Source organism: Pseudaeromonas aegiceratis (assembly GCF_046254905.1).
Lineage (GTDB): Bacteria > Pseudomonadota > Gammaproteobacteria > Enterobacterales > Aeromonadaceae > Pseudaeromonas > Pseudaeromonas aegiceratis.
Genome location: NZ_CP158016.1, coordinates 1,283,142 through 1,308,838 on the forward strand (window position 1 = coordinate 1,283,142; position 25,697 = coordinate 1,308,838).

General features: G+C 61.0%; 22 protein-coding genes and 1 riboswitch. Of the genes, 11 read left to right on the top strand and 11 right to left on the bottom strand.

Annotated features, from left to right (window positions below; all coding sequences use genetic code 11):
* The first annotated feature begins 418 nt into the window (after positions 1-418).
* Positions 419-4,264, top strand: coding sequence for a hypothetical protein (locus ABHF91_RS06105; RefSeq protein WP_409422576.1), 3,846 nt, complete (start codon positions 419-421; stop codon positions 4,262-4,264).
* A gap of 175 nt (positions 4,265-4,439) precedes the next feature.
* Here ABHF91_RS06105 and ABHF91_RS06110 read toward each other — a convergent pair whose 3' ends face one another.
* Together ABHF91_RS06110 and ABHF91_RS06115 are read right to left on the bottom strand one after the other, a co-directional pair.
* Complete coding sequence (locus tag ABHF91_RS06110) at positions 4,440-5,699, bottom strand: type II toxin-antitoxin system HipA family toxin (protein ID WP_409422577.1); 1,260 nt, start codon at positions 5,697-5,699, stop codon at positions 4,440-4,442.
* Complete coding sequence (locus ABHF91_RS06115; RefSeq protein WP_409422578.1) at positions 5,692-6,009, bottom strand: helix-turn-helix domain-containing protein; 318 nt, start codon at positions 6,007-6,009, stop codon at positions 5,692-5,694. The genes ABHF91_RS06110 and ABHF91_RS06115 overlap by 8 nt, the downstream gene beginning before the upstream one ends.
* Positions 6,010-6,638: 629 nt before the next feature.
* Between ABHF91_RS06115 and ABHF91_RS06120 the strand changes: the two genes are divergently transcribed.
* Complete coding sequence (locus ABHF91_RS06120; protein WP_409422579.1) at positions 6,639-7,940, top strand: leucine-rich repeat-containing protein kinase family protein; 1,302 nt, start codon at positions 6,639-6,641, stop codon at positions 7,938-7,940.
* Positions 7,941-7,964: 24 nt separating this feature from the next.
* Here the strand turns inward: ABHF91_RS06120 and ABHF91_RS06125 are convergent, their stop codons facing one another.
* From ABHF91_RS06125 to argA, 3 genes are all read right to left on the bottom strand, one after another.
* Positions 7,965-8,285 carry a heavy metal-binding domain-containing protein gene (locus tag ABHF91_RS06125; protein WP_409422580.1) on the bottom strand — a complete coding sequence of 107 codons (321 nt, stop codon included), beginning with the start codon at positions 8,283-8,285 and terminating at the stop codon, positions 7,965-7,967.
* A 111-nt stretch (positions 8,286-8,396) separates the two neighbouring features.
* Positions 8,397-9,749, bottom strand: coding sequence for a lysine-sensitive aspartokinase 3 (gene lysC / locus ABHF91_RS06130; protein ID WP_409422581.1), 1,353 nt, complete (start codon positions 9,747-9,749; stop codon positions 8,397-8,399).
* Positions 9,750-9,837: 88 nt separating this feature from the next.
* Positions 9,838-10,011: riboswitch (Lysine riboswitch) on the bottom strand.
* Between the two features lie 297 nt (positions 10,012-10,308).
* Positions 10,309-11,637, bottom strand: coding sequence for an amino-acid N-acetyltransferase (argA, locus tag ABHF91_RS06135; RefSeq protein ID WP_409422582.1), 1,329 nt, complete (start codon positions 11,635-11,637; stop codon positions 10,309-10,311).
* A gap of 235 nt (positions 11,638-11,872) precedes the next feature.
* On the opposite strand from argA, the gene ABHF91_RS06140 reads away from it, so the two are divergent.
* The 3 genes from ABHF91_RS06140 to ABHF91_RS06150 are packed head-to-tail and all read left to right on the top strand — an operon-like array spanning position 11,873 to position 15,453.
* Positions 11,873-12,538: an HAD family hydrolase gene (locus tag ABHF91_RS06140; protein ID WP_409422583.1), complete on the top strand. Its 666-nt coding sequence runs from the start codon at positions 11,873-11,875 to the stop codon at positions 12,536-12,538.
* Between the two features lie 47 nt (positions 12,539-12,585).
* Positions 12,586-13,053, top strand: coding sequence for a DUF4357 domain-containing protein (locus ABHF91_RS06145; protein WP_409423089.1), 468 nt, complete (start codon positions 12,586-12,588; stop codon positions 13,051-13,053).
* Positions 13,054-13,077: 24 nt separating this feature from the next.
* Positions 13,078-15,453, top strand: coding sequence for a DNA polymerase II (locus ABHF91_RS06150; protein ID WP_409422584.1), 2,376 nt, complete (start codon positions 13,078-13,080; stop codon positions 15,451-15,453).
* A 17-nt stretch (positions 15,454-15,470) separates the two neighbouring features.
* Here the strand turns inward: ABHF91_RS06150 and ABHF91_RS06155 are convergent, their stop codons facing one another.
* Positions 15,471-15,794 carry a translation initiation factor gene (locus ABHF91_RS06155; RefSeq protein WP_409422585.1) on the bottom strand — a complete coding sequence of 108 codons (324 nt, stop codon included), beginning with the start codon at positions 15,792-15,794 and terminating at the stop codon, positions 15,471-15,473.
* 129 nt (positions 15,795-15,923) lie between these two features.
* Here ABHF91_RS06155 and ABHF91_RS06160 point away from each other — a divergent pair, with 129 nt between their 5' ends.
* Genes ABHF91_RS06160 through yfcE form a run of 4 tightly spaced genes read left to right on the top strand, consistent with a single transcriptional unit; the run spans position 15,924 to position 19,263 of the window.
* Entirely contained in the window at positions 15,924-16,151 is a 228-nt protein-coding gene (locus ABHF91_RS06160) for a ferrous iron transport protein A (protein ID WP_409422586.1), read from the top strand.
* Entirely contained in the window at positions 16,148-18,418 is a 2,271-nt protein-coding gene (gene feoB / locus ABHF91_RS06165) for a Fe(2+) transporter permease subunit FeoB (RefSeq protein ID WP_409422587.1), read from the top strand. The genes ABHF91_RS06160 and feoB overlap by 4 nt, the downstream gene beginning before the upstream one ends.
* Positions 18,415-18,657, top strand: coding sequence for a FeoC-like transcriptional regulator (locus ABHF91_RS06170; protein WP_409422588.1), 243 nt, complete (start codon positions 18,415-18,417; stop codon positions 18,655-18,657). The genes feoB and ABHF91_RS06170 overlap by 4 nt, the downstream gene beginning before the upstream one ends.
* A gap of 54 nt (positions 18,658-18,711) precedes the next feature.
* A complete protein-coding gene (gene yfcE / locus ABHF91_RS06175; RefSeq protein ID WP_409422589.1) occupies positions 18,712-19,263 on the top strand; it encodes a phosphodiesterase in 552 nt (183 codons plus the stop codon).
* On the opposite strand, the gene hdfR is transcribed toward yfcE, so the two are convergent.
* A complete protein-coding gene (gene hdfR / locus ABHF91_RS06180; protein ID WP_409422590.1) occupies positions 19,260-20,114 on the bottom strand; it encodes an HTH-type transcriptional regulator HdfR in 855 nt (284 codons plus the stop codon). The two genes, yfcE and hdfR, sit on opposite strands and share 4 nt — an antisense overlap.
* Positions 20,114-20,455, bottom strand: coding sequence for a DUF413 domain-containing protein (gene maoP / locus ABHF91_RS06185; RefSeq protein WP_409422591.1), 342 nt, complete (start codon positions 20,453-20,455; stop codon positions 20,114-20,116). The genes hdfR and maoP overlap by 1 nt, the downstream gene beginning before the upstream one ends.
* Between maoP and ABHF91_RS06190 the strand changes: the two genes are divergently transcribed.
* Positions 20,342-20,593: a hypothetical protein gene (locus ABHF91_RS06190; protein ID WP_409423153.1), complete on the top strand. Its 252-nt coding sequence runs from the start codon at positions 20,342-20,344 to the stop codon at positions 20,591-20,593. The two genes, maoP and ABHF91_RS06190, sit on opposite strands and share 114 nt — an antisense overlap.
* 98 nt (positions 20,594-20,691) lie before the next feature.
* On the opposite strand, the gene ABHF91_RS06195 is transcribed toward ABHF91_RS06190, so the two are convergent.
* The 3 genes from ABHF91_RS06195 to nagB are packed head-to-tail and all read right to left on the bottom strand — an operon-like array spanning position 20,692 to position 23,889.
* Positions 20,692-21,915, bottom strand: a complete 1,224-nt coding sequence (locus ABHF91_RS06195) for an ROK family protein (RefSeq protein WP_409422592.1) — start codon at positions 21,913-21,915, stop codon at positions 20,692-20,694.
* Complete coding sequence (gene nagA, locus ABHF91_RS06200) at positions 21,912-23,063, bottom strand: N-acetylglucosamine-6-phosphate deacetylase (RefSeq protein WP_409422593.1); 1,152 nt, start codon at positions 23,061-23,063, stop codon at positions 21,912-21,914. Before nagA ends, ABHF91_RS06195 begins: the two co-directional genes overlap by 4 nt.
* Positions 23,064-23,088: 25 nt before the next feature.
* The gene (nagB, locus tag ABHF91_RS06205; protein ID WP_409422594.1) at positions 23,089-23,889 is read right to left on the bottom strand and encodes a glucosamine-6-phosphate deaminase; all 801 of its coding nucleotides are present in this window, start codon (positions 23,887-23,889) and stop codon (positions 23,089-23,091) included.
* Positions 23,890-24,153: 264 nt separating this feature from the next.
* Between nagB and nagE the strand changes: the two genes are divergently transcribed.
* The gene (nagE, locus tag ABHF91_RS06210) at positions 24,154-25,614 is read left to right on the top strand and encodes an N-acetylglucosamine-specific PTS transporter subunit IIBC (RefSeq protein WP_409422595.1); all 1,461 of its coding nucleotides are present in this window, start codon (positions 24,154-24,156) and stop codon (positions 25,612-25,614) included.
* Positions 25,615-25,697: the final 83 nt, after the last annotated feature.

Below are 25,697 nucleotides of genomic sequence, written 5' to 3' on the forward strand. Positions count from 1 at the left end.
CTGCTTGCCCATTCCTTTTCGGTTACAAGATCACGCCAGATGAGCCGAATCGAACACATATTCGGCTCATGTAATGAGCCGATAATAGCGGTGATTCGGCTCAGGACACAACCGGTATAGCGAAACGAGTCTGCAGGAGGAGTGCGCTATTCGGTCGAGGTTGCGGTGGGCACTGATAACTCACGGATTTTTAGCGGCTAAAATTCTATCCGTTGCCTCCATTCCATGATGAAGCTTGATCTGTTTTCGTGATGAATCACTGAGTTCGCATTAACTCATTGATGAGTCGATTGTTTTACATATATGAGTCAATCATATGGTTCCAATAGTGGACTCTTCTCAGTAAAGTTGAAAAGACAGTTTTTACCCCAGTACGTCAGCGTCTGGAGATCCTGCGGCGATTCATGAGGAATAAGTGGTGGCAATTTTTGACATTGAAAAAGACGACTTGCTCCGCTTATCCGATCTTCAACTAGAAGAGTTGATTGCCCGCCTCGCCGAGGCCGAAGTGGCTGCGCATGGTCATAGCCCTGCGTATGTAAATTGGTCCGGTTCAATCAATGCTCCTGATGGTGGCATTGATATTCATGTGCAAGTTCCGGTTGAACAGTTAAAAACAGGTTTTCTGAAGAGGTCCGATACGATCCTTCAGGCTAAAAAGCATTCGATGCCGAAGGCCTCTATCAGCAAAGAAATGCTCACCGATGGGCAATTGTCGCCGACGATATCTGAGCAAGCTGCCAGGGGTGGGAGCTATATCATCGTCAGCTTAGAGGATGATTGCTCTCCTCTTATGAAGGAGGATCGCCTCCAAGCTATGCAGGCTGCAGTAGCGGATGACCCTAATAGCGGCAATCTTCACCTGGACTTCTACGACCGCTCAAAACTGGCTCAATGGTTGCGACAACACCCGTCTATCATGCTCTGGACAAAAAGAAAGCTGGGTCAGGGATACTCTGGTTGGCAGCCATACGGCGCATGGAGTAATCCACCAGCGGACGCGACGGATACATTGATTTCGGCCCCTGGCGTCACTGTTACCTTGCCCTCAGAAAAAGGGTTAACGCTCAGTATTAGTGATGCTATCGATCCAATGCGAGAGCTGATTCGGTCTACCAATAAGGCGGTTCGCATCACGGGGTTATCTGGTGTTGGCAAGACCAGAATTGTTCAGGCTCTCTTCGATGAAACGGTCGGCACAAATGCTCTTGACCGGACTATTGCGGTCTATGTCGATACCGGTGAGGATCCGGATCCTTCTGCGACAGCAATGCTTGATCGACTGATTGCAGAAGGCCGAGAGGCCATCATGATCCTCGATAACTGTCCTTCAGCGTTGCACTCTTCGCTGGCCAGCAAGATATCAGCCGCAGGTGGTAAGGTGAGCCTTATTACGGTTGAGTATGACATCAGAGACGACAAGCCTCAGATGACAGCGGTCATCCATATTGAAGCGGTTGGACCAGAAGTGGCAGAACAGCTTCTGCTCCGTCGTTTTCCCAACATTGGGCAGAATAATGCCCGCCGCATCGCAGTGTTTGCTGATGGAAATGCGAGGGTATCTCTGGCCATCGCCGAGAGGGTAGCGGAAGGCGAGAGCTTGGCTCAACTTTCGGATGCGCAGTTATTTGATCGTTTGTTTGAACAGCGAAACCATCCGGATGATGACCTTCGGGAACAAGCTGAAATACTGTCCCTGGTCTATTCGTTCTCGGTCGAAACGATCGAGGAAAGCCAAAACGAACTTGAGGTGTTGGGTTCTATCTCCGGACATTCTGAAAGGCAGTTGTATCGGTCCGTTAATAAGTTATTGGACCGTCACATTGTGCAGAAAAGATCCCATTGGAGAGCCATCCTTCCTCATGCCATTGCCAACAAGTTGGCGTCAGTGGCACTTGATAGCATTCCGGCTGCTCAACTCAGGGCGACCTTTGAAGTGGCTGGGCGTCAGCGTTTACTCATGTCGTTTGCACACAGGCTTGGCCTATTGCATGACCACCCAGTAGCAAAAGAGATCGCTGAGAGCTGGCTTCAGCCAGATGGGCTGTTGGGGCGGATAACCGCGTTGGACGATATGTCGGCGCGAATGCTTGACTACATTGCCCCTGTCGCACAGGACGCTCTGCTCGACAGGATCGAGGCGGTGCTGACCGTAGATGACTTTAAAGGTATGAAGCCGGGTTACAACCCGCGGCGGACAACAATACTCAACCTGTTGCAATTGTTGGCGTATGAACCGAGCGCTTTCGAACGGTGTATCCGCCTACTCATTCATGTGGCTGACCATGAAGAGGAGAACAACAGCATCAATTCGGTGCGTAATCAGATCACGCCATTTTTTCAGGCGTATCTATCTGGTACGCATGCCACGTTAGCGCAGCGCATTGTCATCATGAATGAATGTCTTTTATCAACCGTTGCTGGTCGTAGGTCGCTGGGTTTTCAGATGCTCTCTACAGCCTTGGAGGATCGATGGACCAGGTTTGGCGGGAATGAGTTTGGAGCTCGTCCAAGAGACTTTGGCTTTTACCCCAATCATGATGAACTTGTTGAGTGGCGCAGCGCCTTTATCAACGTGGCTGTGCAATTGGGAACTTCCGGCACTCCTGAGCTTGCAGAACCAGCAAGGCTGATCATGGCGAACACTTTTCGAGGGATGTGGCGTCACGTAGCGATGAGGAACAAACTCGTTGAGGCTGCTTACAAGTTACACGCACATTACCCCTGGGGTGAAGGTTGGAAAGCTGTCCGTTCCACGATCTATTTTGACCATACCAAACACAAAGACGGTGATGATTTTGAGCCGCTGCCGGATAACCTCGCCGCACTGGAGAAGGCGTTGGAGCCTCATGATCTGGTTCCGACAATTATGATGTACGTGTTGAGCAGGGTACATAACCCTTTGGCTCTATACGATGATGATTGGAATCATCACGACACTGACAAGTATTTCAAGGCCGATAGCCAACTTAACGGCAAGGCGCTCCAATTGGGTGAGGTGTTTGCGGCATCAGGCTTACAACTTGACGAGTTGGGACCCAACCTGTTCTCCTGCGATCGGATGCCTTATCGAAGAGCATTTGGGATAGGGCTAGCGAGGGGGGCACATGACTTGCGAACCTGCTGGCAGCAACTCATCGATCAGCTCGATAAGCAACCCGATGACCATAAGAACTATTTAGTGTTTGATGGTTTTATCGAAGAGACTGCCGTTATCGATCCAACTCTTGCTCAGGAGCTGCTCGATCAGTGTGCACAACATCCTGCACTTCGACACGATTTGGTCTATTTGCATCCTCATAGAAAATTTATAGAAACCGACTTGGAGCGTTGCTTGGCGCTTCTGGATGATCCTGATATTCATCCGAATATGTATGAACCAATTCTGTGGCGGGATGAGTACGCAAATTTGCCCAGAAGCCGAGTTCTCGATCTTGCTATGCGGCTCTTAAGTAGACCGAGTGGCGATGACGTGGTGTTGGAGGCTCTGAGCCTGAGGTTACATGGCAAAGATATTGGAGTAGATACGCTGGGTCCCGACTTTCGCCAGATAGGGCTAAGAGCTGCAATCTTGAGTCTTCAACAAGATCATAAGAGTTCTGGTGAGTTGAGCGGCTATAACATGGAGTGCGTCATCAATGCTGTGTTACGTTTCGATGGCAATGAGGCCGAGAAGCAGGAGTGGTTGGACACTATCTTTTCCGTTGTTGATCAGCACTATGGTCACGTTCATTCATGTGAGAATGCCATTGAGACCACCGCAGCATTGATGCCAGAGGCATTTCTTAATCGTGTTTTCGAAGGTAGTGAAGAGCAACAAAAACGACGAAAGTTCTTTATTGGCCATAGTGGTTATCGGCAGTCTACTCTCGCCAAAATCGATGTGGATGTGTTGATTGCATGGTGCAAGGCAAAAAACGATATCGGTGTGTGGGCGCCTATTGCGTCGGGCATTAACTTGTGGGGAGAGGGTGAAGAAGGGCTTACGATGTCAGAGCCTGCGCTCAGGCTGCTGGAGGCATCCCCTGATCCTGCCGTTGTTCTTGAGGCATTCGCCAAGCGTGTTGCACCTTCATCCTGGTCTGGTAGTCGAGCGAATGTGATGCAACCTAGAGCTGATGCGATCAAAAAATTGATTGGGCATGATAGAGCAGAAATCGCAGAAGCGGCTCGAACAGTGTCTGCAAAACTGGTTGATTGGATCGAACGCGAGAAGGCAAGTGAAAAGCGGGAGGATATGGAGCACGAGCAGCGGTTTGAATGAAGGCAACTCTACTCCAATTTCAGCAATTCAATCCAGAAATGGATTAATGTCAGCGATGAAACAAGCACCGATACCATGGAAGGCATGAGAAATGCCGACGACATGGTATCGGTTTTCTTGTCTGTGGCGTCTGGCAAAGTTCGTCGGGATAATGCCCCTTCGACTTTCTCTCCAGCTAACGCAGCAGCGCCAGATTCTGGTCGATCCGGCTTTGGATCATGCGCAGCGTTGCGGGGCTGATTGCCTGAGGTAAAAGCCTCTCGGCGATGGCCGAACACTGACAGGCCGCCTCGCTGATGGCGTCAATGGTGCGGTTAGCACTCTGTGCCGGTACTTCCGCCTCCTCGGCGAGTCGCAACAGTCTGGCGCGATCGATGGCCAGCGCCTCACCCAGCACATCCATCTGGTGATAGCCGCCTGGCCCTTCGCAGAAGGTCACATCATAGGCCGGAGCCAGTTTCCACTGACCGATCGGTGACATCAGGTAGGCGAAGTTCTTGGGATGGTCGTCCCGGTTATTGAATACCACATTGAAGACGGCACGCTCGAAGGCGAAGGCCATCTCCCGCACGTCATTGGTACAGAGTCGGGTCGCTCGCAGGAAATTAACGTAGTCCAAGGCCCCCGGTGCCCGATAGTCGGCGCCGGTAAAGGCGGCCAGACTCTGCATGGGGATGCGCAGGCCGTCCTGGCGGTCAAAGCGTTTGCTGGCAAAGGCTGCCAGTCCGTTGGGCAACGTGAAATACTCAGTGTCAGGCGTCGGGATGCCGCACAGCCGCAAACATTCGGCATAGACCATCTCGATGGCGCAGACCTCGGCGTGCTCATCCTTGGCCGGGAATTTGATGAGCCAAGCGTCGAAGCCCGGCGTGGCGGCGGTGGTAAAGGTGCCGGTGTCCGGATCGCGATAGATCAGTGCTTTGGGGCGGGCGCCTTGGGGTGAGCCGCCCATCTGCAATAGTCGCTGCAGAAATTCGCCATCCTCACCCTGCAGCACTTCCTGCACCTCAGCGGCGAGCTGATCGAGCGGGATGTGCTGCTGTGACAATTCGCCCTCGGGTGCAACGGGCTCGAAGGTCATGGCCCCCATGGCATTGCTGCCAATATAGGCCAGTCGCGCCAAGGGGCCGATGCGTGCCGTGATGAGGCCACGCCGCCTGAAAAGCCTGTCCATCAACAGCATGCCCCAACCGTCAGGTAACGCATCATAGACCGGACCAGGCAGGCCTAACTGGTGAGAGGGGAAATCCCGGCGTAGTTGAGGACCTTGCAATGGTAGGGTATAGGAGGAGAGTTCCAGGTCGCGGGCTTTGGCCTCATGGCTGTACTCAAACAGGATCTGCGGACGGCCGGTGAGGGTGGTGGTTGACACCAGCGTGCCCCATAGCCAGCGTTCACCCCAGCCTTCGTAGTAAACCTTAACTTGCTCAAGCATGGCCGGGCTTCCTCTTGATGCGCTGACGTGTGGCACTCTCTTCATAGCGGCGAATATCGTCAAGGCTTTCCAGCTTAGGCAGGAACAGTGCTTCGAGCTCTTTGGTCCGGCCCAGCACCATGGCGACGCGGACCAGGTTTTCGAAGCCGACATTGCGCCCGGCCTCCAGGTTGGAGACGGTATTGGTGCCGATACCGGCGCGACCGGCAACATCCGCTTGGGTCATCTGTTGGGCCAGTCGTTCCATGCGCAGGCGCTCACACAGTCGCTTGACGATCTCATCCGGTTTGCTGAAGTTTAAATCCAACATAATGTGTTGTATCGCTATTCCTGTCACTTAACCCACAATATTGTAGAATTATAAGAAAATTCATTCAATTAATTTAATTCCATTATCTTGTGTTCTATAACCGATCATAAGCCAATAAAACACAATAAACTGGATTTAAGTGGGAGTGGCACTGCGGTTGCAGTGCACCATCGGGTGAGTCAAATCGGGTTAAAAAATGATCTTTCACTGCATCAATAGGGGTGGCAATCATTGGCTCCTTTTGGCATGGGTGCTGGGCTTGATACCTACTGACAACGGAAAAATTTCACATGGCATTTTCATGGCATCAATCACTCATGTGTTTTTAACTAACTGAATATAAAGTATTTTATTGGTTGATCCACCATGGGGTGGAAATAAGCCGGCGTTAGAGTCGAGTGAGGTCTTAGCGCAGAGAGCCCATGGCAACATGGGCTTTTTTACGTCGGCCATTTGCTGCCGGTGGGGCCTGCTGGGGTGATCTGACGGGGTCCGAGGCCAGGTCGGCCGCCGGTATGGCAGGCTATCTTAGTCCCGATTCTCTATAATACCCTCCCTTTGATGGTCGCCGCGTCGCTGGTGCAGTGGCCGATCTGGCCAACACAGGCCAGCCAGATTGAGAAATACTTATGCATACTCTGGAGCAGCTGCGCTCGGGTGCGTTGTGCGGTGCCCGTCACCTGAAACTGCGTGAAAATCTGACCTGCTTTCCCCCCGAGATCCTGATGCTCAAGGAGACGCTGGAGGTGCTGGATCTGACCGGCAACCAGCTCGCCGAACTCCCCGACGCGCTGGCCGAGTTCCCCCGGCTGCGCATCCTCTTCTGCTCCGAGAACCGCTTTACCCGGCTGCCCGAGGTGCTGGGGCGTTGTCCGGCGCTGACCATGATCGGCTTTAAGGCCAACCGGATCCGTGAGGTGCCGGCGGCGGCGCTGCCGCTGAACCTGCGCTGGCTGGTGCTGACCGATAACGAGATAGCGGCGTTGCCCGATGCCCTGGGTCAGTGCCGCGGTTTGCAAAAGTTGATGCTGGCCGGCAATCGCCTCACGGGCTTGCCCCAGACGCTGGCCGATTGCCGGCAGCTGGAGCTGGTCCGCCTGTCGGCCAACCGACTGACTCGGCTGCCGGCGTGGCTGTTGGCGCTGCCGCGCCTGAGCTGGCTGGCGTTTGCCGGTAACCCCTGCTGCGCGTCGCCGCAGCCAACGGTGGCGGTGCGGGCCGTCCCCTGGGCCTCGTTAACCCCGGGCAAGGTGCTGGGGGAAGGGGCCTCCGGCCGGATTGTGGCGGCCGACTGGCAGCAGGGGGAAGGGGTGCAGCCGGTGGCGGTGAAGCTGTTTAAAGGGGCGGTCACCAGCGACGGCTTGCCCCACTGCGAGAAGGCGGCCGCGCTGGCGGCGGGCCGGCATCCGGCGCTCATCGAGCTGATCGGCGAGATCTCCGACCATCCCGCTGGGGTGGAGGCCCTGGTGATGGCCTTGATTGATCCTGACTATGCCACCCTGGCCGGGCCGCCCAGCCTGGCCTCCTGCACCCGTGACGTGTATGAGGATGGGCTGCGGCTGACGCCCGACGCCGTGCTCGGCATCGCCCAGAAGCTGGCGGCGGTGGCGGCACACCTGCACGGCTTGGGCATACTGCACGGGGATCTCTATGCCCACAATATCCTGCAGAATGGGCAGGGCGGTGCCTTGCTGGGGGACTTTGGTGCCGCGTCCTGCTATGGGCCGGCCAGCCCCCTGGGACCCGCGCTGGAGCGGCTGGAGGTGCGTGCCTTCGGTTGTCTGCTGGAGGAGTTGATCGAACTGGGCGATGTGACCGCCGAACTGCGGCAGGCGCTGGAGATGCTGATGCACGACTGTCTGGGGAGCGTGCCCGCCATCAGGCCGGATTTTGCCCAGGTGCAGGCTCGCCTGATGGGCTTGTCCGGCTAGGGGCGGGCGCCGGTATTCCAGGGGTTAGCGCACCAGCACGGCGGTGCCGCTGATGCTCACCATCAGCATGCCGCCGTTGGGGCCCACCACCTCATAGTCCAGATCGATGCCCACCACGGCGTTGGCCCCCAGGGCGGACGCCTTCTCCCTGAGTTCCTGCATGGCGATCTCCCGGGCCTTGCCCAACTCTTTTTCGTAGGCGCCAGCGCGGCCGCCTATGATGTCGCGAATGCCGGCGAACAGATCCTTGAAGAGATTGGCGCCCAGGATGGCCTCGCCGACGACGATGCCGCGGTATTCGACGATCTGCTTGCCTTCCAGGGTGGGGGTGGTGGAGAGGATCATGGGGGATACTCGGTGCAGTGACGGGAGTCCAGCATAGCAAAGTGCGCCGGCGAGGCACAAAAAAGGGCGCAGACCAGCTGCGCCCAAGGAGTAAAAGGACTTAAAGTGCGCTTAATCCAGCAGCTGCTGGTGCAATCGCTGCACCACGCTGACGGCATCTGCCTCCCGCACCAGGAAGCAAAGATTGTGGGGGCTGGCCCCGTAACAGATGAGGCGGATGTTGACGTCATCCAGGGTGTTGAACACCCGGCTGCCGGCGCCATTCACCTCGCTCATGCGATTGCCGATCAGGGCCACCAGGGCCAGATCCTCTTCCACCCGAACCTTGCACAGGGCACCTAGCTCCGCCAGCACGGCGTCGCTCAGCATGCTCTTACCGCTGGACTGGCTGCCGGTGTGATCCAGGGTCAGCGACACGCTCACCTCCGAGGTGGTGATGAGATCCACCGAGATGCGGTGCTTGGCCAGGATGCTGAACACCTCCGCCAGGAAACCGCTGGCCCCCAGCATGCTGGGGCTCTGCAGGGTCAGCAGCTGCTGGTTGCGGCGCAGGGCCACGGCGCGGAACAGCGGCGTGCTGTCGGTCTGGCCGCGCACCCAGGTACCGCCGGCGGCCGGATCCTTGCTGGAGCCGACAAACACGGGAATGCCCTTGCGCAGTGCCGGCTGCAGGGTGGCCGGGTGCAGCACCTTGGCGCCGAAGGTGGCCATTTCCGCCGCCTCGGCGAAGCTGATCTCGTTGATGGGGTGGGCGGAGCTGACCAGCCGGGGATCCGTGGTGTAGATGCCGGGCACGTCGGTCCAGATCTCCAGCTCGGTGGCATTCAATGCCTCGGCCAGCAGGGCGGCGCTGTAGTCGCTGCCGCCACGGCCCAGGGTGGTGGTCTGGCCTTCGGCATTGGCGCCGATAAAGCCCTGGGTGATGACGATGTGCTCGGCCAGCAGGGGCGCCAGCTCTTGCTGACTCAGGGTGCGCAGGGCCTCAATGGCCGGGGTGGCCTTGCCGAACAGGCTGTCGGTGCGCATCACGCGGCGCACATCAAACCAGACGGCGGTATGGCCCTGCTGGACGAGCAGCTCGGTGAACAGGCGGGTGGACATCAGTTCGCCTTGTGCCACCAGGCGATCCACCAAGGCAGCGTCGGTTTCTTGGACCGCCTGTTCGGCCAGTTGGGCCACTTCGGCCAGAATGGTCTGGATCTCACCACAGATCGCCGCCGGACGGCCCAAGGCGTCCAGGATGGCGTCTTGGATATGGGTCAACCGAGTCAGGTGGGCCTGGCGTTCCTCGGCACTCAGGGTGCCCTGGGCCAGGGCCACCAGCAGGTTGGTGACGCCGGCACTGGCGCTGAGCGCCACCACGCGGGTCTGGGGATTCTGGGTCACGATCTGGGCACAGCGGCCCATGGCCTGGGCATCGGCGACGCTGGTCCCGCCAAACTTGGCAACGGTAAGCTGACTCAACTCACACTCCTTGTCTGCTGGCAGGGGCCAGCTTCAGTCACGTCAAACAAGGGGAGGAGTGCAGGAAGGCAAGAGGGATAGGCAACTTCTTGCCAGAAGCACTCCACCCGAAATTAGGTGGCAGCCCGAGGGATTCAGCCCTCGCAGCCGATACAGTAGACGCCAACGGTGCACTGTACCTCGGCGTTGCTCCCCCTGGCCGGCGATTGTCGGAGTTGGCTCCTCCCGCCGGTTGCCTGGGCAACGCGCCTCTTCTGGTACCGACACTGGTTGTGCCGGGGCGTAAAGATTCACTTACGAGTCACTTAGCTGTCAACCACTTGGGCGAAAAAATGCTGTCGACTGGCGAGAGAGGCGAATTTCTTTGAGTGAAAACACTTTCAAAGTGTGATCTGGACTGGCATTTTTTGTTAACCAGATGCAACAGTGGACGCAAAGTGTGACGCGTGCCACCTAATGGCCCAGATCCCGCTGCTATATTCCACGGCGTGGAAACCAGAAATCTCCATTGCCAAAACGGGGCCGTAGTCTATTGCGGCCCCGCCTTTTTTTGTCCGGATTACAAGGACTTCATCAAGATTTTGGAACGCCGCTGGTAGTTGTACAGCTTCTGCTTCGCCACCGGCAGATCTGGGACTTCCACCGGCTCAAACCCTCGCTCCCGGAACCAGTGAATGGAACGAGTGGTCAGCACAAACAGCTTCTGCAGCCGCTGCAACCTGGCCTGCTCTTCAATCTTGGCCACCAGGCGGTCGCCACGGTTGGAGCTGCGGTAGTCCGGGTGGATGGCCACGCAGGCCATCTCGCCCATGCCTTCCTCGGGGAAGGGGTAGAGGGCCGCACAGCCGATGACCATGCCGTCGCGCTCGATGATCTGGAACAGATCGATCTCCATCTCCAGCTGCTCCCGTGAACGACGCACCAGAATGCCTTCCTCTTCCATGGGGCGGATGAGATCCAAGATGCCGCCGATGTCATCTATGGTGGCACGCCGGGCCTGCTCGGCACTCTGCCGTACTATCTGGGTACCGATACCGTCTCGGGTGAACAGCTCCTGCAGCAAGGAACCGTCTTCCCGATAGCTCACCAGGTGGCTGCGGGGCACCCCGGCCCGGCAGGACTTGATGGCGGCCCGCATGTAACGGGCGGTACCCGAGCTGTCTTCGCCCTGGGCTTCCAGCTGTGCCAGGCACTCTTCGGCCTGCTCGGGAAAGAGTTCGGAGACCACGTGGCCTGCCTGGCCCACCACCCCCTGATTGGAGCAGAAGGCGATGAGCTTATCGGCCTTGAGGTGGATGGCCACCTGGGCCGCCAGATCTTCGGCATTGACGCTGAAGCTCTCGCCGGTCACCGAGAAGCCGATGGGGGAGATGAGGACCACGGCGTTGTGGTTGAGCTGGCCGTCGATGCCCTGGGTATCGATGCGGCGGACCCGGCCGCTGTGGCAATAGTCGATGCCATCGTCCACCCCCAGGGGTTGGGCGGTGACGAAGTTGCCGCTGACCACGTTGACCCGGGCGCCGGCCATGGGGGTATTCACCAGGCCCATGGAGAGCCGGGACATGATCTCCAGCTGCAGGCCGCCGCACACCTGCTTGATGATGCGGAAGCTGTCGCTGTCGGTGATGCGGATGCGCTTGTGAAAACGGGAGCGGATCCCGGCCTGGGCCAGCTGGTTGTCGATCTGCGGACGGGCGCCGAACACCAGCACCAGGCGGATGCCCAGACTCTGCAACAGGGCGATGTCGGTCACTATGCTGTTGAAGTTTTCGTCGGCGATGGCTTCGCCGCCGATCATGATCACGAAGGTGGAGCCTCTGTGATGATTGACATAGGGAGTCGAGTGCCGAAAAGCATTCACCAATACTGCATCTCTTTCGCGAACCATGGCCGGTATTCCAACAGAAAAACTGGCGTTATGATGAGGAAAAATGCCAGGCTGCGCAAGTATATTTAGTCACTAAAAGTGACTTTTTATGTTTTTATGGATGGGGTGAGCTGAGCGCCAAATCCTTGATCTGGCCCTATTTTGGCGGGGTTTTTGCCTTGAGCCGCGGGAGGACCTCTTCTTTAATAAAGAGGACGGTGACGGGCCTGGCGGCCGCATGACTAAGGAGCAGTGCATGGCGCACATGGCAGTCTGTTTGGATTTTGATGGCACCCTGGTGGACTCCGAGCCCCTGCATTATGCCGCCTGGGCAGAGGAGTTGTCAGTGTTTGGTGTGGCCTTGGATGAGGCAGAGTACCTGCGCCGTTTTGCCGGCATGGGGACCCTCAGCACCGCGGCCGTGCTGGCGCGGGAATTCAAGTTGGCGGTGTTGCCGGCGGAGCTGGCGGCCCGCAAGGGCGATCGCCTGATGACCCTGCTGACCACAGCCCTGCCGCGCAAGGAGGCGGGGGCCGATGAGCTGCTGGCGGGCCTTACGGAGTTGGGGGCCTCCCTGGCCCTGGTGACCGGCGCCTATCGCCACGAGGTGCTGCCGGTGCTCAAGGCCTTCGGCTGGCAGGACTACTTTCAGGCGGTGATCACCCGGGACGACGTCACCCAGGCCAAGCCCCATCCCGAGCCCTATCAGCGGGCGGTGCGGGCCCTGGGGCGGGAGCCCTATCAGTGCTATGCGGTGGAGGATTCCGAGACCGGCATGCTCAGCGCCCTGCGGGCTGGACTCATGACTCTGGTGGTGACGCGGCCCGGGGTCACTTTGCCAGCACGACCCGAGCCTTATCACAGCTTTATGCGTCTTTCCTCACTGATGACTTGGTTCCAGGCCCGACAACAGGCAGACTAGATCGACGCGCCGGGAGTGCATGGTTAGCAGGTGAGGATGTAGGGATGATGTTGAGCAAGCAGGTCAGTTTCATCGTGGATAGCCGCGGTCATCGTCAGGCCGCCGTGGTACCCATCGACATTTTCGACGAGCTGATGGCGTTGCAAAAGGCCCTGCAGGAGAGCCGTCCCGGCGAGCGCGAGCTGTATCATTTTCACGTCAAGGGGGCGGTGGCCAGCGGCTATCCGGTGGGGCAGCGCCAGCAGCCCGGCTTCATGCTGTTGGGGGGCTCTACCCTGGTGGCAGAGCAGGCCGACTCGCTGCGCGAGGCGGTGATCGACTTGCGGCAGAGCCTGTTGGCCAAGGGTCTCCTGGTGGTGGAAGCGCCGGGTTACCGCCTGACCGAGGACTACCTGTTCAACAGCCCCAGCCTGGCGGCCAGCCTGGTGGCGGGCAACAACCGCAGCGGCCTGGATGCCTGGCGCAACGAGACCGGCTTCAGCCTCAAGACGTCCGGCTTTGGCAAGAAGGAGTAGGCGGCGTCACCGCCTACGGCTGCCATGAGCCGACACCAGCCGGTGGAGGAAACCGGCTTCTTGTTGACTCGTCAGGCCCTGGATCGCCAGGGCCGCTGTGAGCTGCAGTTCTGGGTCACCACCGAGAGCGGGCCTGCCCTGTTGCGGGTTCCGGATCACGAACCTCTGTTTTTTCTCCCCCAGGCACAGCAGGCATTGGCTGCACGCCTGCTGCAGGACCATGGCCTGGCCGGCCGCTTGCGCCCCCTCTCCCTGAAGACGTTTGCCCAGCAGCCGGTCTGCGCCTGCTATTTCCCGAGCCTGAGCAGCGAGCACAGGGCGCGCACCCTGCTGACTCAGCAGGGGCTGGCGTTGCTGGAGGCGGATATTCGGGCGGTGGATCGCTACCTGATGGAGCGATTCATCACCGCCGGGGTGCGCTTCACCGGCGAGGCGTATCAGCATGCCGGCTACCGGGAGGTCCTGGTCCAGCAACTGGCGCCGGCGGAGCACGCCTGGCAGGGCAACGCCTTGTCGCTGGATGTGGAGTGCGCGCCGGATGGCCGTCTGCTGTGTGTCGGCCTGTGTGACCAAGACTGGCACACCGTCATCCTGGTGGGCTCGCCACGGCCGGCGCCGGCGGATCTGCAGATCGAATGGGTCGCCGATGAGCGCAGCCTGCTGCAGCAACTGGGGGTCTGTCTGCGACAACGGGATCCGGATCTGCTGCTGGGCTGGAACCTGGTGAACTTTGATTGCCGGCTGCTGCTGCAGCGTCTGGCCCTGCATGGTCTGGCCGCCGATTGGGGACGGGCGGGCCAGCTGGCCCGTTTCTGGCCCTCGGCGGAGGGCAAGGACACGGGCACCCTGCTGTTGCCCGGCCGGGTGGCCATCGACGGCATCGCCGCCCTCAAGTCCGCCGGCATGCACTTTGATAGCTATGCCCTGGAGTCGGTGGCCCGCCAGGTGCTGGGGGAGGGCAAGGCGCTACAGGGAACCGCCGTGCAGCACCGCGAGCAGGCCATAGTGCAGTGGCATCAGCAGGATCCCGTGCAGCTGGCACGCTACAACCTGCAGGATTGTCGTCTGGTCTGGGAGCTGTTCGCGCGGCTGGCCCTGCTGCCGTTCCTGCAGCGCCGCGCCCAGCTCTCCGGGCTGGCGCTGGATCGGCCTGGCGGCTCGGTGGCCGCCTTCAGCCATCTCTATCTGCCCCGGCTGCATCGCCGCGGCTATGTGGCGCCAGATCGCCCCCAGGGGCCCATCACGCCCTCGCCGGGTGGCTATGTGATGGACTCGGTGCCTGGCCTGTACCGGCATGTGCTGGTGCTGGATTTCAAGAGTCTGTATCCCAGTCTCATCCGCACCTTCGCCATCGATCCCCTGGCATTGGTGGAGGGGCTGCGGCGGCAGGCGGACACCATTCCCGGTTTTCTGGCGGCCCGCTTCGCCCCCGAGGTGGCCATCCTGCCCGGGCTGCTGGCCCAGCTGTGGCAGGCGCGGGATCAGGCCAAGGCCCAGCAGGATGCCATCCTCTCCCAGGCCATCAAGCTGCTGATGAACTCCTTTTACGGCGTCCTGGGCTCGCCGGGCTGCCGTTTCTTCGATGCGCGGCTGGCCTCCAGCATCACGCTGCGTGGCCAATGGTTGATGCAGCAGAGTCGGCTCTGGTTGCAGGGGCAGGGCTATCAGGTGATCTATGGCGACACCGACTCCATCTTCGTCTGGTTGACGCCGGAGCAAGTCAGCGACCCAGAGCGTCAGGGGAGCGCGCTGGCGGCAACCATCAACGCCCATTGGCGGCAGCGGCTGGCCGACGAGTTTGGTGTCACCTCCTGCCTGGAGCTGCAGTTTGAACGCCACTATGCTCGCTTCTTCATGCCTACCATCCGCGGCCAGGAGCAAGGCAGCAAGAAGCGCTACGCCGGCCTGGTCAGTGGGGCGCAAGGGGATGAGCTGATCTTCAAGGGGCTGGAGAGCATCCGCAGCGATTGGACCGAGTTGGCCAAGCAGTTCCAGCAGGGGTTGTACTGGCGGGTATTTCACGATGAGGATGTGGCGGAGTTTGTGCAACAGATGGTGCATCAGACCCGGCAGGGCGAGCTGGATCACTGGCTCGTCTACCACAAGAAGCTGCGGCGGCCCCTGGCGGCCTATCGCCTGAGTCAGCCGCCTCACGTCAAGGCGGCCATCAAGCTGGAGGCGGCGCGACAGGCGGCCGGCTTGCCGCCCCTGTATACCCGGCGCGGCGAGATCGATTATTACCAGACCCTGGCGGGCCCCGAGCCCGTGGGCCATCGCCAGCAGGCCATCGACTATCAGCACTACATCGACAAGCAGCTGCGGCCGGTGGCCGAGGCGATCCTGCCCTGGATTGGCCTGAGCTTTGACGGCCTGGCCGGCGAGCAGCTCAGCCTGTTCTAGCGTTGGCGCGGGATAGGCTAGCCGCCAACCCAGCGGGTGGTGAAGCCGGCCTTGGCCAGTTCGGTCTCGATGATCTGCCGCTTGTCGCCCTGGATTTCGATGATGCCGTCCTTGAGGGCGCCGCCGGTGCCGCATTTCTTCTTCAGCAGGCTGGCGATGGACTTTTGCTGCGCGCTGGGCACCCCATGAATGGTGATGACGCCGGCCCCTTTGCGTCCCTTGGTCTCCCGCCGCAGCCGGACTATGCCGTCGGCGGCAAAGGGGGAGGCGCTGGCTTCGGCCTGGGTGATGAGATGTTGACCGTCGGTGGAATAGACCAGCCGGGAGTTGTTGTCGGCCATGGGCGGCTCCTGCGTATTCTGTAAGCAAAAGGTAAAGGTTAGTTGATCCAGATCACCCTTTTTTCTTTAGGGAATTCGACTATAATGGCGATTACTGAGAACCATTATCAATGGTGTTAAGGAGTCTCCATGCTGCTATCTGAACTGGAACCTGGCCGAGCGGCGCGCATCGGCAGCCTGGCGGGCGTCGAACCGGCGGTACGCCGCAAACTGATGGTCATGGGCCTCTTGCCCCACACCCAAGTCCGGCTGCTGCGCAGCGCGCCCTTTGGCGATCCGTTGCAGGTCGCGGCCGATGGTATCACGCTTTCCCTGCAGTTGGCGCTGGCCGGTCAGATCGAGGTGGAGTCCGTATGAAGTGGCATCTGGTAACCGTCGGCAACCCCAATAGCGGCAAGACCTCTTTGTTCAACGCCCTCACCGGTGCCAACCAGCACGTGGGGAACTGGAGCGGTGTCACGGTCGACAAAAAGACCGGCACCTTTGAACAAGGCGGTGATCAGTTCGATATCGTCGACCTGCCGGGCATCTATGCCCTGGAAGGCCGGGAGGCCTCGGTGGACGAGCAGGTGGCCCTGGGCTATGTGCTGACCCACAAGCCGGATCTGGTGGTCAACGTGGTGGACGCCAGCAACCTGGCGCGCTCCCTCTACCTGACCCTGCAGCTGCGGGAGCTGGGCCTGCCGTTGCTGGTGGTGCTCAACAAGTCCGACGTGGTGGCAAAGCGCCACCAGACCATAGACGTGGCCGGGCTGAGTGCCGTGCTGGGCTGTCCCGTGGTGGCCCTGTCGGCCCATAACCGCAAGCAGACCCGCGCCCTCAAGGCCATGCTGGGGGCCATGATGGGCCAACCCCAGGCCCCGTTGGCGGGGCTGGATTATGGCGCCGAGCTGGAGCCTGTGATTGCCGAGCTGGCCGCCGGTCTGGCGCATCCGCACCTGACCGCCCGGGGCTGCGCCCTGCGCCTGCTGGAGGAGGATGCCCAGCTGGCCGGCAACCTGCAGCTGGCCCAGCCCGATGGGGTGATCAACCTGCGTAACCGGGCCAAGGCCCTGGTGGATCTGGATCTGCACCTGGCGGATGTGCGCTATGGCTTCATTCATCAGCACTGCCAGGCCTGCCTCAAGCAACACGGCAAGCTGGGGGCCAGCGCCAGCGAGGTGCTGGATCGCTGGTTGCTCAACCGCTGGCTGGGGATCCCCATCTTCCTGGCGGTCATGTACCTGATGTTCATGTTCGCCATCAACGTGGGCAGTGCCTTCATCGACTTCTTCGACATCCTGGCCGGTGCCTTGTTTGTGGATGGCAGCCGCCATCTGCTGGCAGGGCTGGGCATGCCGGAGTGGCTGGTGGCCACCGTGTCCGACGGCTTCGGCAGCGGTATCCAGACGGTGGCCACTTTCATCCCCGTCATCGGCTTCCTGTTCCTGTTCCTCTCCATGCTGGAAGCCTCCGGCTACCTGGCACGGGCCGCCTTCGTGGTGGACAGGCTGATGCGTTACCTCGGCCTGCCGGGCAAGGCTTTCGTGCCCATGCTGATGGGCTTTGGCTGTACGGTGCCGGCGGTGATGTCGGCCCGTACCCTGAGCTCGGAGCGGGAGCGGCTCATCACCTCCGCCATGGCCCCCTTCATGTCCTGTGGCGCCCGCCTGCCTGTCTACGCCCTGTTCGCGGTGGCCTTCTTCCCCAACTCGGGACAGAACGTGGTCTTCGCCCTCTATCTCATCGGCATCCTGGTGGCGGTGCTCACCGGTCTGTTGCTGCGCCGTACCCTGCTGCCAGGCAAGAGCGAGTCCATGCTGATGGAGATGCCGGACTACGAGCTGCCGCGGCTGGGGAACATGCTGATCAAGACCTGGCACAAGCTGCGCGGCTTCGTGCTGGGCGCCGGCAAGACCATAGTGCTGGTGGTGGCGGTGCTGAACCTGTTCAACTCCCTGGGTACGGACGGCAGCTTCGGCCATCAGGACAGCGACAGCTCGGTGCTGAGCGTGGTGGCCCAGAAGGTGACCCCTGTGCTCTCGCCCTTGGGGGTGCAGCCGGACAACTGGCAGGCCACAGTGGGCATCATCACCGGGATCTTCGCCAAGGAGGCCGTGGTGGGCACCTTGAACAACCTGTATCAGACCCCGGGTGAGGATGAGGCCGCCGAGTTTGATCTGCTGGCCAGCCTCAAGGAGGCGCTGGCCACCATCCCCGCCAACCTGGCGGGCATCAACGCGGCGGATCCCATGGGGATCGAGCTGGGTGAAACGGCGGATCAGGCCACCGCCGCCGAGGAGCAGGCGGTGGACGTCTCCATCTTCGGCAACATGCAGACCCACTTCGCCGGCGCGGCCGGGGCCTTTGCCTACCTGCTGTTCGTGCTGCTGTACATGCCCTGTGCCGCCGCCATGGGGGCGCTGGTGCGGGAGACGGGGCGCAGCTGGGCGCTGTTCACCGCCATGTGGTGCAACCTGTGCGCCTTCATGGTCTCCACCCTCTACTACCAGCTCAGCCACCTGACGGTGCATCCGGTGCAGAGCGTGAGCTGGCTGTTGGCCTACGGTCTGGCCCTGGGGGCCATCGTCTGGCTGCTGCGGCGCCGGGGGGCCCGCCTGTCCCGCAAGGTGGTGCTGTTATGATCTTGCACGAGGTGGGACAGAGCCTGCAGACGGCGGGGCGCCTGAGCCAGAAGGAGCTGGCCCGGCGGCACCGGATCCCCGAGGGCATGCTCGAGGGCATCATGGGGGTCTGGATGCGCAAGGGGCGGGTGCGTAAATGCCAGACCGGCGGCTGTCATGGCGGTTGTTGCAGCCAGCAGGCCGAGGTGGTGTACGAGTGGCTGCCCGAGGGCCAGATTGGCCTGGTGGTCTCCCCCTGATCCCCTAACGGGGTATACTGCGGGCTCCCTGTGCTGACACGGAGCCCGTTTTTTATGCGTCTTGCCCTGCTTTCCGATATTCATGGTGATCTGGCGGCCCTGGAGCAGGCCTTGCTGCAACTGGCGGCCTGGCAACCCCACTACTATCTGCTGTTGGGGGACCTGCTGAACCACGGTCCCCGCAATCCGGTTCCTGCCGGCTATGACCCCATGGGGGTGGCGGCGCGCCTCAATGGCCTGCGCCAGCAGATCATCGCGGTGCGTGGCAACTGCGACAGCGAGGTGGATCAGATGCTGCTGCAGTTTCCCGTGCTGGCATCCCACAACCAGTTGCTGGTGGATGGCCACCGCTTCTTCATGACCCACGGTCACTGTCTGGCAGAGGAGGGCCTGCCGCTGACGTCAGCGGATCTGCTGCTCACCGGCCATACCCACAGGGTGCATTGGCAGAAGGATGGCCAGGGCCCCATGCGCTTTAACCCTGGGTCGCTTGCCATGCCGCGGGATGGCCAGCCTGCCAGCTATGGTCGCTATGAGGCGGATTGTCTGACCCTGGTGGAGCGGGATAGCGGCGCCGTGCTGGCGCAGTACAGTCTGACGGATTAACGGCGGGCGCCGAAGTTAAGTGGCGCGGCCAACAGATTGCCCAGCCGCTCCTCCTGGTCGAAGCCATGGCGATAGGCCAGGTACAGGGGGCGGATGAGCGTCGGCGCGCCCTCCACCAGGTGCAGCTGCTCCTGCTTGAGGGCCTGGCTGACCAGATGACGGGGCAGGTAGCCGATGCCGCCGTGGGCCAGCAGATGCTGCAGGGCCTGGGTGACGGAGCCGGTCTGCAGGGTGGGGGTGCGTTGCAGCAGCAGGGCCGGCATGCCTTGCTGGGCACTCTGTTGGCCGCATTCGAGCCAGATGAGTGGCTGGTTGGCGGTCTGCTCCAGGGTGAGCTGGGGTGTGCGACTCACCAGGGTCAGCTGGTATTCGGCCAGGGGACGGACCGTCACCTCGTCTATCTTGCTGGGCTCGGCGAGGATGGCCAGATCCAGGGTGCGTTCGAGCAACTGACGGCAGAGCTGTTCGCGGTTGGCGGTTTCCAGGCGCAGAGCCGGCTGGCTGCCTTGGGCAAACCAATGATCCAGCCAGGCCTGCAGGCCCATCTCCCAGCAGAACAGCGGTGCGCCCACCGCCAGCAGCTGCTGCTGGGCCTGATCCCGGGCCAGCTCCTGCTTGGCGCGTCCCAGGGTCAGTAGTATGGTTTCGGCGTAGGGAATGAGGTGTTGCCCGGCGGTGGTCAGCTGGATGTTGTTGCGGTGGCGGGCAAACAGGGTGACTCCCAGTTGCTGCTCCAGCTGGCGGATCCGGAAGCTGACCGCCGATTGGGTCAGATACAGGTTTTCTGCCGCACGACCAAAATGGCGAGTCTTGCTGACCTCGATGAAGGTGCGCAGCAGATCTGTATCCATTACTCCAGGGACTCGTCCACGGACTCGAAGCTGGCGCCGTCATCGCCGCCGGAGCCGGAGGCGGTGCACAGACGGTGTACCCGGCGGGGTCCGATCACCTTCAGGTATTTCAACCATACCTTGGCGAAGGAATGGCCGCTGGCATCCCCCTGTTGCACCTTCTCCAGGAAGCTGGTTTCCAGCTCATCCTGCGGCTGGGTCTTGCCTTGATACAGACTGAGCATGGCGTGGCCATGCCGTTCGAGCAGGTCGGCTTCGGCGACGGTGAATTCGCCACTGCGGCGGATACCCCGGGGAAAGTGTTGCAAGTCATTAAAGCGCTTATCAGTTTCGAAGCTCATATGCTCGTATTCATCGTTGGTGGAACTGTCGCGGGCAAGTATGTTCAGGGGGCTACAGACTTAAAAATCGAGTTTTTTCATTTTACGATAAAAAAAATTAATCAAAAACGCGCAGCAGAAGAAAAGGCTCATATTTGAAGCCTCTATGGGGGGCGCAGCAGTAAAAACGACTAAAAAAGGCACAAAAAAGGCCATTCCCTGGTAGGAATGGCCCGTGATGCCGGCCTGGCAGGGCATTATTCCGCCATCGCAGGATTCATCAGCCGCTGCAGCAGGTCCCCCTCATACAGGGCGCGCTTGATCAGGGCATAGCCGCCTTGGGTGCCGGCCTGCTGAAAACGGGCCAGTTCGATGGGCAGATCCTGATGAAAGCTGGGCAGGGATTGCCGCTCGATGCAGCCTTGCAGTATGGGCCAGAGGAGCTCATGGCACTGCATGATCTCGCCGGCCAGCAGCAACTTCTGCGGATTGAACAGGTTGACCATGATGGCCAGGGTGCGCCCGAGAGGCTCGGCCGCCTGTTCGAGCACATGGCGGGCCAGGCCGTCGCCGGCCAGCGCCGCCTGACAGATGGTCGCTATGGTCAGGGCCTCGTCCCGCAGCCGGCTGGGATGCCCCTGTGCCAGCAGCTGGCGGGTACGGCGGACGATGGCGGGATTGGCCACTATGGTCTCCAGACAGCCGACATTGCCGCAGTGACAGCGTTCGCCAAACGGCGCGACCTGAATGTGGCCGATTTCTCCCACGTTGCTGTTCTTGCCCAGGAAGATGTGGCCGTTGCTGAGGATGCCGGCACCGGTGCCATGGTGCACGCTCACCAGGATGGCGTCCTGGCAGCCCTGGGCGGCCCCGATCAGGTGTTCCGCCAGGGCATGAGCCCGGGTGTCGTTGCCCAGATAGACGGCTAGCCCTAGGCGCTCGGCCAGCCAGGGGCCCAGAGCCAGCTCCCGGAGGGGATAGCGGGGCATGTAGACCACCCTGCCTTGCTGGGGATCGATGAGTCCCGGCATGGTCAGGCCGACGGCGATCGGCCGTGGCACGCCGTGACCATGCTGGGCAATGAAGTCCACCAGAGCCTCGGCCAACTGGTTCATGACCCCGGGCTGCTCCGGGGCGTCTATGCTCCACGCCTGACTGACCAGCTCCGTGCCCTGCAGGTTGTACAGGCTCAGCTGCAGGCCGTCCCGCCCCAGCCGACCGGCCACCAGTCCCAGGGACTCGTTCTGGCAGGTGAGGGCGATGGCCGGCCGGCCGCCGGTGGGGGTGGCGGCTTCCAGCTCGCGGATGAGGCCGGCTTCGAGCAATTGCCGGCTGAGCTTGGTGATGCTGGCGGGCGCCAGGGCGGCGAGTTCCGCCAGGCGTACCCGGGAGAGGGGACCCTGTTCATCGATGAGCCGATACACCAGGGCCGCGTTCACCTGTTTGACCTGCTCCAGGTTGGCCACCTGCGTGGGGCTCATGGGGTCTGCTCCAGCCATTGCCCCTTGACCACAGTGCCCAGCACCCGGAAATCGTCATCAAACAGGGTCAGGTTGGCGATCTTGCCCCGGGCTATGCTGCCCAGACGATCTTCGATTCCCAGCGCCCGGGCCGGGTAGAGGGAGGCCATGCGCAGGGCCTCCTCCAGCGGCAGGCCCACATGCCGCACCAGGTTGGCGACGCCCTCGATCATGGTCAGGGCCGAGCCCCCCAGGGTGCCCTGGGCATCGACACACTTGCCATCCCGATAGAACACCTGGGTGCCGCAGAAATCGAAGTGATCGAAGCCGGGAGGGGCTCCAGCCGGAGCCACCGCATCGGTCACCAGGCACAGGCGTTCCCCCAGCACCTTGTGGGCCAGCCGGACATTGGCCCAATGGACATGATGGCCATCCACTATGATGCCGCTGTAGAGGCTGGGGTGATCGTAGATGGCGCCCACCACGCCAGGCTCCCGGCCGTTGAGGGTGGGGCTCATGGCGTTGTAGAGGTGGGTGGCGAAGCCGATGCCGGCGGCGAAGCCCGCCATGGCCTGCTGGTAGCTGGCGGCACTGTGGCCAAGGGCCACCAGGATGCCGGCGGCCTTGAGTCGTTGGATATGTTCGGGCCGGTTCTGTTCGGGGGCCAGGGTCACCATCCGCAGCCAGGGCGACTGCTGACACAGGAAGTCGATCATGGCCTCGGTGGGGTGGCGCAGCTGGGCCAAGGGGTGTATGCCCTTGCGCTGCGGATGGGTGTAGGGGCCTTCCAGATGCATGCCCAGCACCAGATCCGGCTGTGCCGTCATGAAGCCCCGCACCGCCGTCAGGGCGGTTCGAATCGTCTCATCCGGGGCACTGATCAGGGTGGGCAGGAAGCTGGTGGTGCCGCTGCGCAGGTTGGCGGCCTGCATGGTCTGCAGGGTGGCCAGGGTCGGAGCATGGTTGAACATCACGCCGCCGCAGCCGTTGATCTGCAGATCGATAAAGCCTGCGGTGAGGTGAGCGCCGGCCAGTGCGTGGCGGGGCAGGGCGGGATCCAGCTCCTGCAGGGGCAGCAGGCCGGCGATCCTGTCCCCCTCGATCAGCAGGGCCTGATCGGTGAGACACTGGCTGCCGGTATGGATCCGGGCGTGGGTGAGTGCGTACATAATACGTCCTGTGTTGAAGCTGACCTCAGAGGCGCTGGATGTTTTCGGCTTCCAACCCCTGGAAATAGCGAACCGTCTTGACCTTGAGCTCCATGGTGCAGGCCTCGTCGCAGACGATCAGACTCCTGGGGTGCAGCTGCAGGGTGGAGATGGTCCACATGTGGTTGACGCTGCCTTCCACCGCCGCCTGCAGGGCCAGCGCCTTGGCATGACCGGTCACCAGAATCATGATCTCCTCGGCATCCATCAGGGTACCGACCCCCACCGTCAGAGCCAGCTTGGGCACCTGCTGCAGGTCGCCGTCAAAGAAGCGGGCGTTGGCCAGCCGGGTGTCCTCGGTGAGGGTCTTGATCCGCGTGCGGGAGTTCAGCGACGACGCCGGTTCGTTGAAGGCGATATGCCCGTCGTTGCCGACGCCCCCCATGAAGAGGTGGATTTTGCCATATCGGCGGATTTTTTCCTCATACCCTTGGCACTCGGCCAGCAGATCCGGCGCATTGCCGTCCAGCAGATGGATGTTTTCCTCCCGCAGGTCCACCTGGGAGAAGAAGTTGTCGTACATGAAGCGGCGATAGCTCTGGGGGTGTGCCGCCGGCAGGCCGACGTATTCGTCCATGTTGAAGGTCACCACGTTGGCGAAGCTGACCTCGCCCTGCTGATACAGCTGGATCAGCCGGTGATAGGTACTCAGGGGCGTACCACCGGTCGGCAAGCCCAGCACGAAGGGGCGCTCCGGCGTCGGGGCGAAGGCCTGGATGCGATCCACTATGTAGCGAGCGGACCAGAGACCCACCTGCTCGGCTTGCTTGAGGGGAATGAGGCGCATGAGGTTCTCCACTGGGGTGCTTATTTCTCATTGTGAAATAAGCGCCCTTAAAAAGCCAATCCAATCTTGGAATCTTGATGAATCATGGTGGTTTGTCTGCTTTTATGGCAGTTTGAAGCCTGGCGTGGCGTGATTCTTATCACTGCACGGCAAAATACATTTGCGATGCAAAATAAGTGTCGTTACCTTGATGAGCAGGAGCCAGATTGCGCGGCTCTACCACCGGAACTGCCGGGCAATCTGAATAACCGTGAGGATGTGGATGTGAATATTCTCGGATACCTGCAAAAAGTCGGGCGTGCCCTCATGGTGCCGGTGGCCACCCTGCCCGCCGCCGCCATCCTGATGGGGGTGGGGTACTGGATCGATCCGGTGGCCTGGGGCGGTAACAGCGCCCTGGCGGCCTTCTTCATCAAGTCCGGTGCCGCCATCATAGACAACATGGCGGTGCTGTTTGCCGTGGGGGTGGCCTATGGCCTGTCCCGGGACAAGGATGGCGCCGCTGCCCTGGCCGGGTTCGTTGGCTATCTGGTGCTGACGACCCTGTGTTCCCCGGGGGCCGTGAGTCAGATCCTGGGGGTGCCGCCGGAGCAGGTGCCGGCCGCCTTCGGCAAGATAGGCAACCAGTTTGTCGGCATCCTCACCGGCATCATAGCCGCCGAGTTGTACAACCGCTTTAGCGGCGTCGAGCTGCACAAGGCCCTGGCCTTCTTCAGCGGTCGCCGGCTGGTGCCCATTCTCACCTCCTTTGCCATGATCCCATTGGCGTTCGTCATGATGTATCTGTGGCCCATGATCTACGGCGGTCTGGTGCATTTTGGCGAAAGCATCCAGGGGCTGGGGGCCACGGGGGCCGGTATCTATGCCTTCTTCAACCGCCTGCTGATCCCGGTGGGCCTGCACCATGCCCTCAACTCAGTGTTCTGGTTTGACGTGGCCGGCATCAACGACATTCCCAACTTCCTGGGGGGCGCCCAATCCCTGGCCGACGGCAAGGCCGTGCTGGGGGTCACCGGCATGTATCAGGCGGGATTCTTTCCCATCATGATGTTTGGCCTGCCCGGCGCGGCCTTGGCCATCTACCATACAGCCCGGCCGGAAAACCGGGAGAAGGTGGCGTCCATCATGCTGGCCGCGTCATTTGCCGCCTTCCTCACCGGGGTGACCGAGCCCCTGGAGTTTGCCTTCATGTTTGTGGCACCCCTGCTGTATGTGCTGCATGCCCTGCTGACCGGATTGTCGGTCTACATAGCGGCGACCATGCACTGGATGGCCGGCTTTGGCTTCAGCGCCGGCTTGGTGGACATGGTGCTCTCATCCCGCAATCCCCTGGCCCTCAACTGGTTCATGTTGCTGGTGCAAGGTGCCCTGTTCTTCTGCGTGTATTACCTGGTGTTCCGCACCGCCATAGTACGCTTCAACCTCAAGACCCCGGGCCGTGAATCGGCCGAGGCTCAGGAGGCGGTGGCGCCGGCACAGGATAAGTCGGCCCTGGCGGCGGGCTACCTGCAGGCCCTGGGGGGCCGGGAAAACCTGGCGGTGATCGATGCCTGCATCACCCGGTTGCGACTGACCTTGAAGGATCGCGCCTTGCTGGACGAAGCGGCCATCCGGGCCCTGGGTGCCGCCGGGGTCATCAAGCTGGGGGAAAATAATGTGCAGGTGGTGTTGGGGCCGGAGGCCGAGCGCATCGCCGCCCAGATGAAGCGTCTGGTGGAAGGGTGAACCAATGCCTCGAATGCGCCGACGGGCCCAACCGGTGAGGGATTTGGCCCGTCGGGTGTGTCGCCTTAACCCGCCTGGAGCGG

Excerpts from the sequence above, each read along its gene's own strand:
- ABHF91_RS06155 (WP_409422585.1), bottom strand. The coding sequence starts at position 15,794 with ATGGCCGACAACAACTCCCGGCTGGTCTATTCCACCGACGGTCAACAT.
- ABHF91_RS06150 (WP_409422584.1), top strand. The coding sequence starts at position 13,078 with ATGAGCCGACACCAGCCGGTGGAGGAAACCGGCTTCTTGTTGACTCGT.
- ABHF91_RS06195 (WP_409422592.1), bottom strand. The coding sequence starts at position 21,915 with ATGAGCCCCACGCAGGTGGCCAACCTGGAGCAGGTCAAACAGGTGAAC.
- nagB (WP_409422594.1), bottom strand. The coding sequence starts at position 23,889 with ATGCGCCTCATTCCCCTCAAGCAAGCCGAGCAGGTGGGTCTCTGGTCC.
- ABHF91_RS06170 (WP_409422588.1), top strand. The coding sequence starts at position 18,415 with ATGATCTTGCACGAGGTGGGACAGAGCCTGCAGACGGCGGGGCGCCTG.
- feoB (WP_409422587.1), top strand. The coding sequence starts at position 16,148 with ATGAAGTGGCATCTGGTAACCGTCGGCAACCCCAATAGCGGCAAGACC.
- nagA (WP_409422593.1), bottom strand. The coding sequence starts at position 23,063 with ATGTACGCACTCACCCACGCCCGGATCCATACCGGCAGCCAGTGTCTC.
- hdfR (WP_409422590.1), bottom strand. The coding sequence starts at position 20,114 with ATGGATACAGATCTGCTGCGCACCTTCATCGAGGTCAGCAAGACTCGC.
- ABHF91_RS06110 (WP_409422577.1), bottom strand. The coding sequence starts at position 5,699 with ATGCTTGAGCAAGTTAAGGTTTACTACGAAGGCTGGGGTGAACGCTGG.
- ABHF91_RS06125 (WP_409422580.1), bottom strand. The coding sequence starts at position 8,285 with ATGATCCTCTCCACCACCCCCACCCTGGAAGGCAAGCAGATCGTCGAA.
- ABHF91_RS06145 (WP_409423089.1), top strand. The coding sequence starts at position 12,586 with ATGTTGAGCAAGCAGGTCAGTTTCATCGTGGATAGCCGCGGTCATCGT.
- ABHF91_RS06120 (WP_409422579.1), top strand. The coding sequence starts at position 6,639 with ATGCATACTCTGGAGCAGCTGCGCTCGGGTGCGTTGTGCGGTGCCCGT.
- yfcE (WP_409422589.1), top strand. The coding sequence starts at position 18,712 with ATGCGTCTTGCCCTGCTTTCCGATATTCATGGTGATCTGGCGGCCCTG.
- ABHF91_RS06140 (WP_409422583.1), top strand. The coding sequence starts at position 11,873 with ATGGCGCACATGGCAGTCTGTTTGGATTTTGATGGCACCCTGGTGGAC.
- ABHF91_RS06115 (WP_409422578.1), bottom strand. The coding sequence starts at position 6,009 with ATGTTGGATTTAAACTTCAGCAAACCGGATGAGATCGTCAAGCGACTG.
- ABHF91_RS06160 (WP_409422586.1), top strand. The coding sequence starts at position 15,924 with ATGCTGCTATCTGAACTGGAACCTGGCCGAGCGGCGCGCATCGGCAGC.
- maoP (WP_409422591.1), bottom strand. The coding sequence starts at position 20,455 with ATGAGCTTCGAAACTGATAAGCGCTTTAATGACTTGCAACACTTTCCC.
- argA (WP_409422582.1), bottom strand. The coding sequence starts at position 11,637 with ATGGTTCGCGAAAGAGATGCAGTATTGGTGAATGCTTTTCGGCACTCG.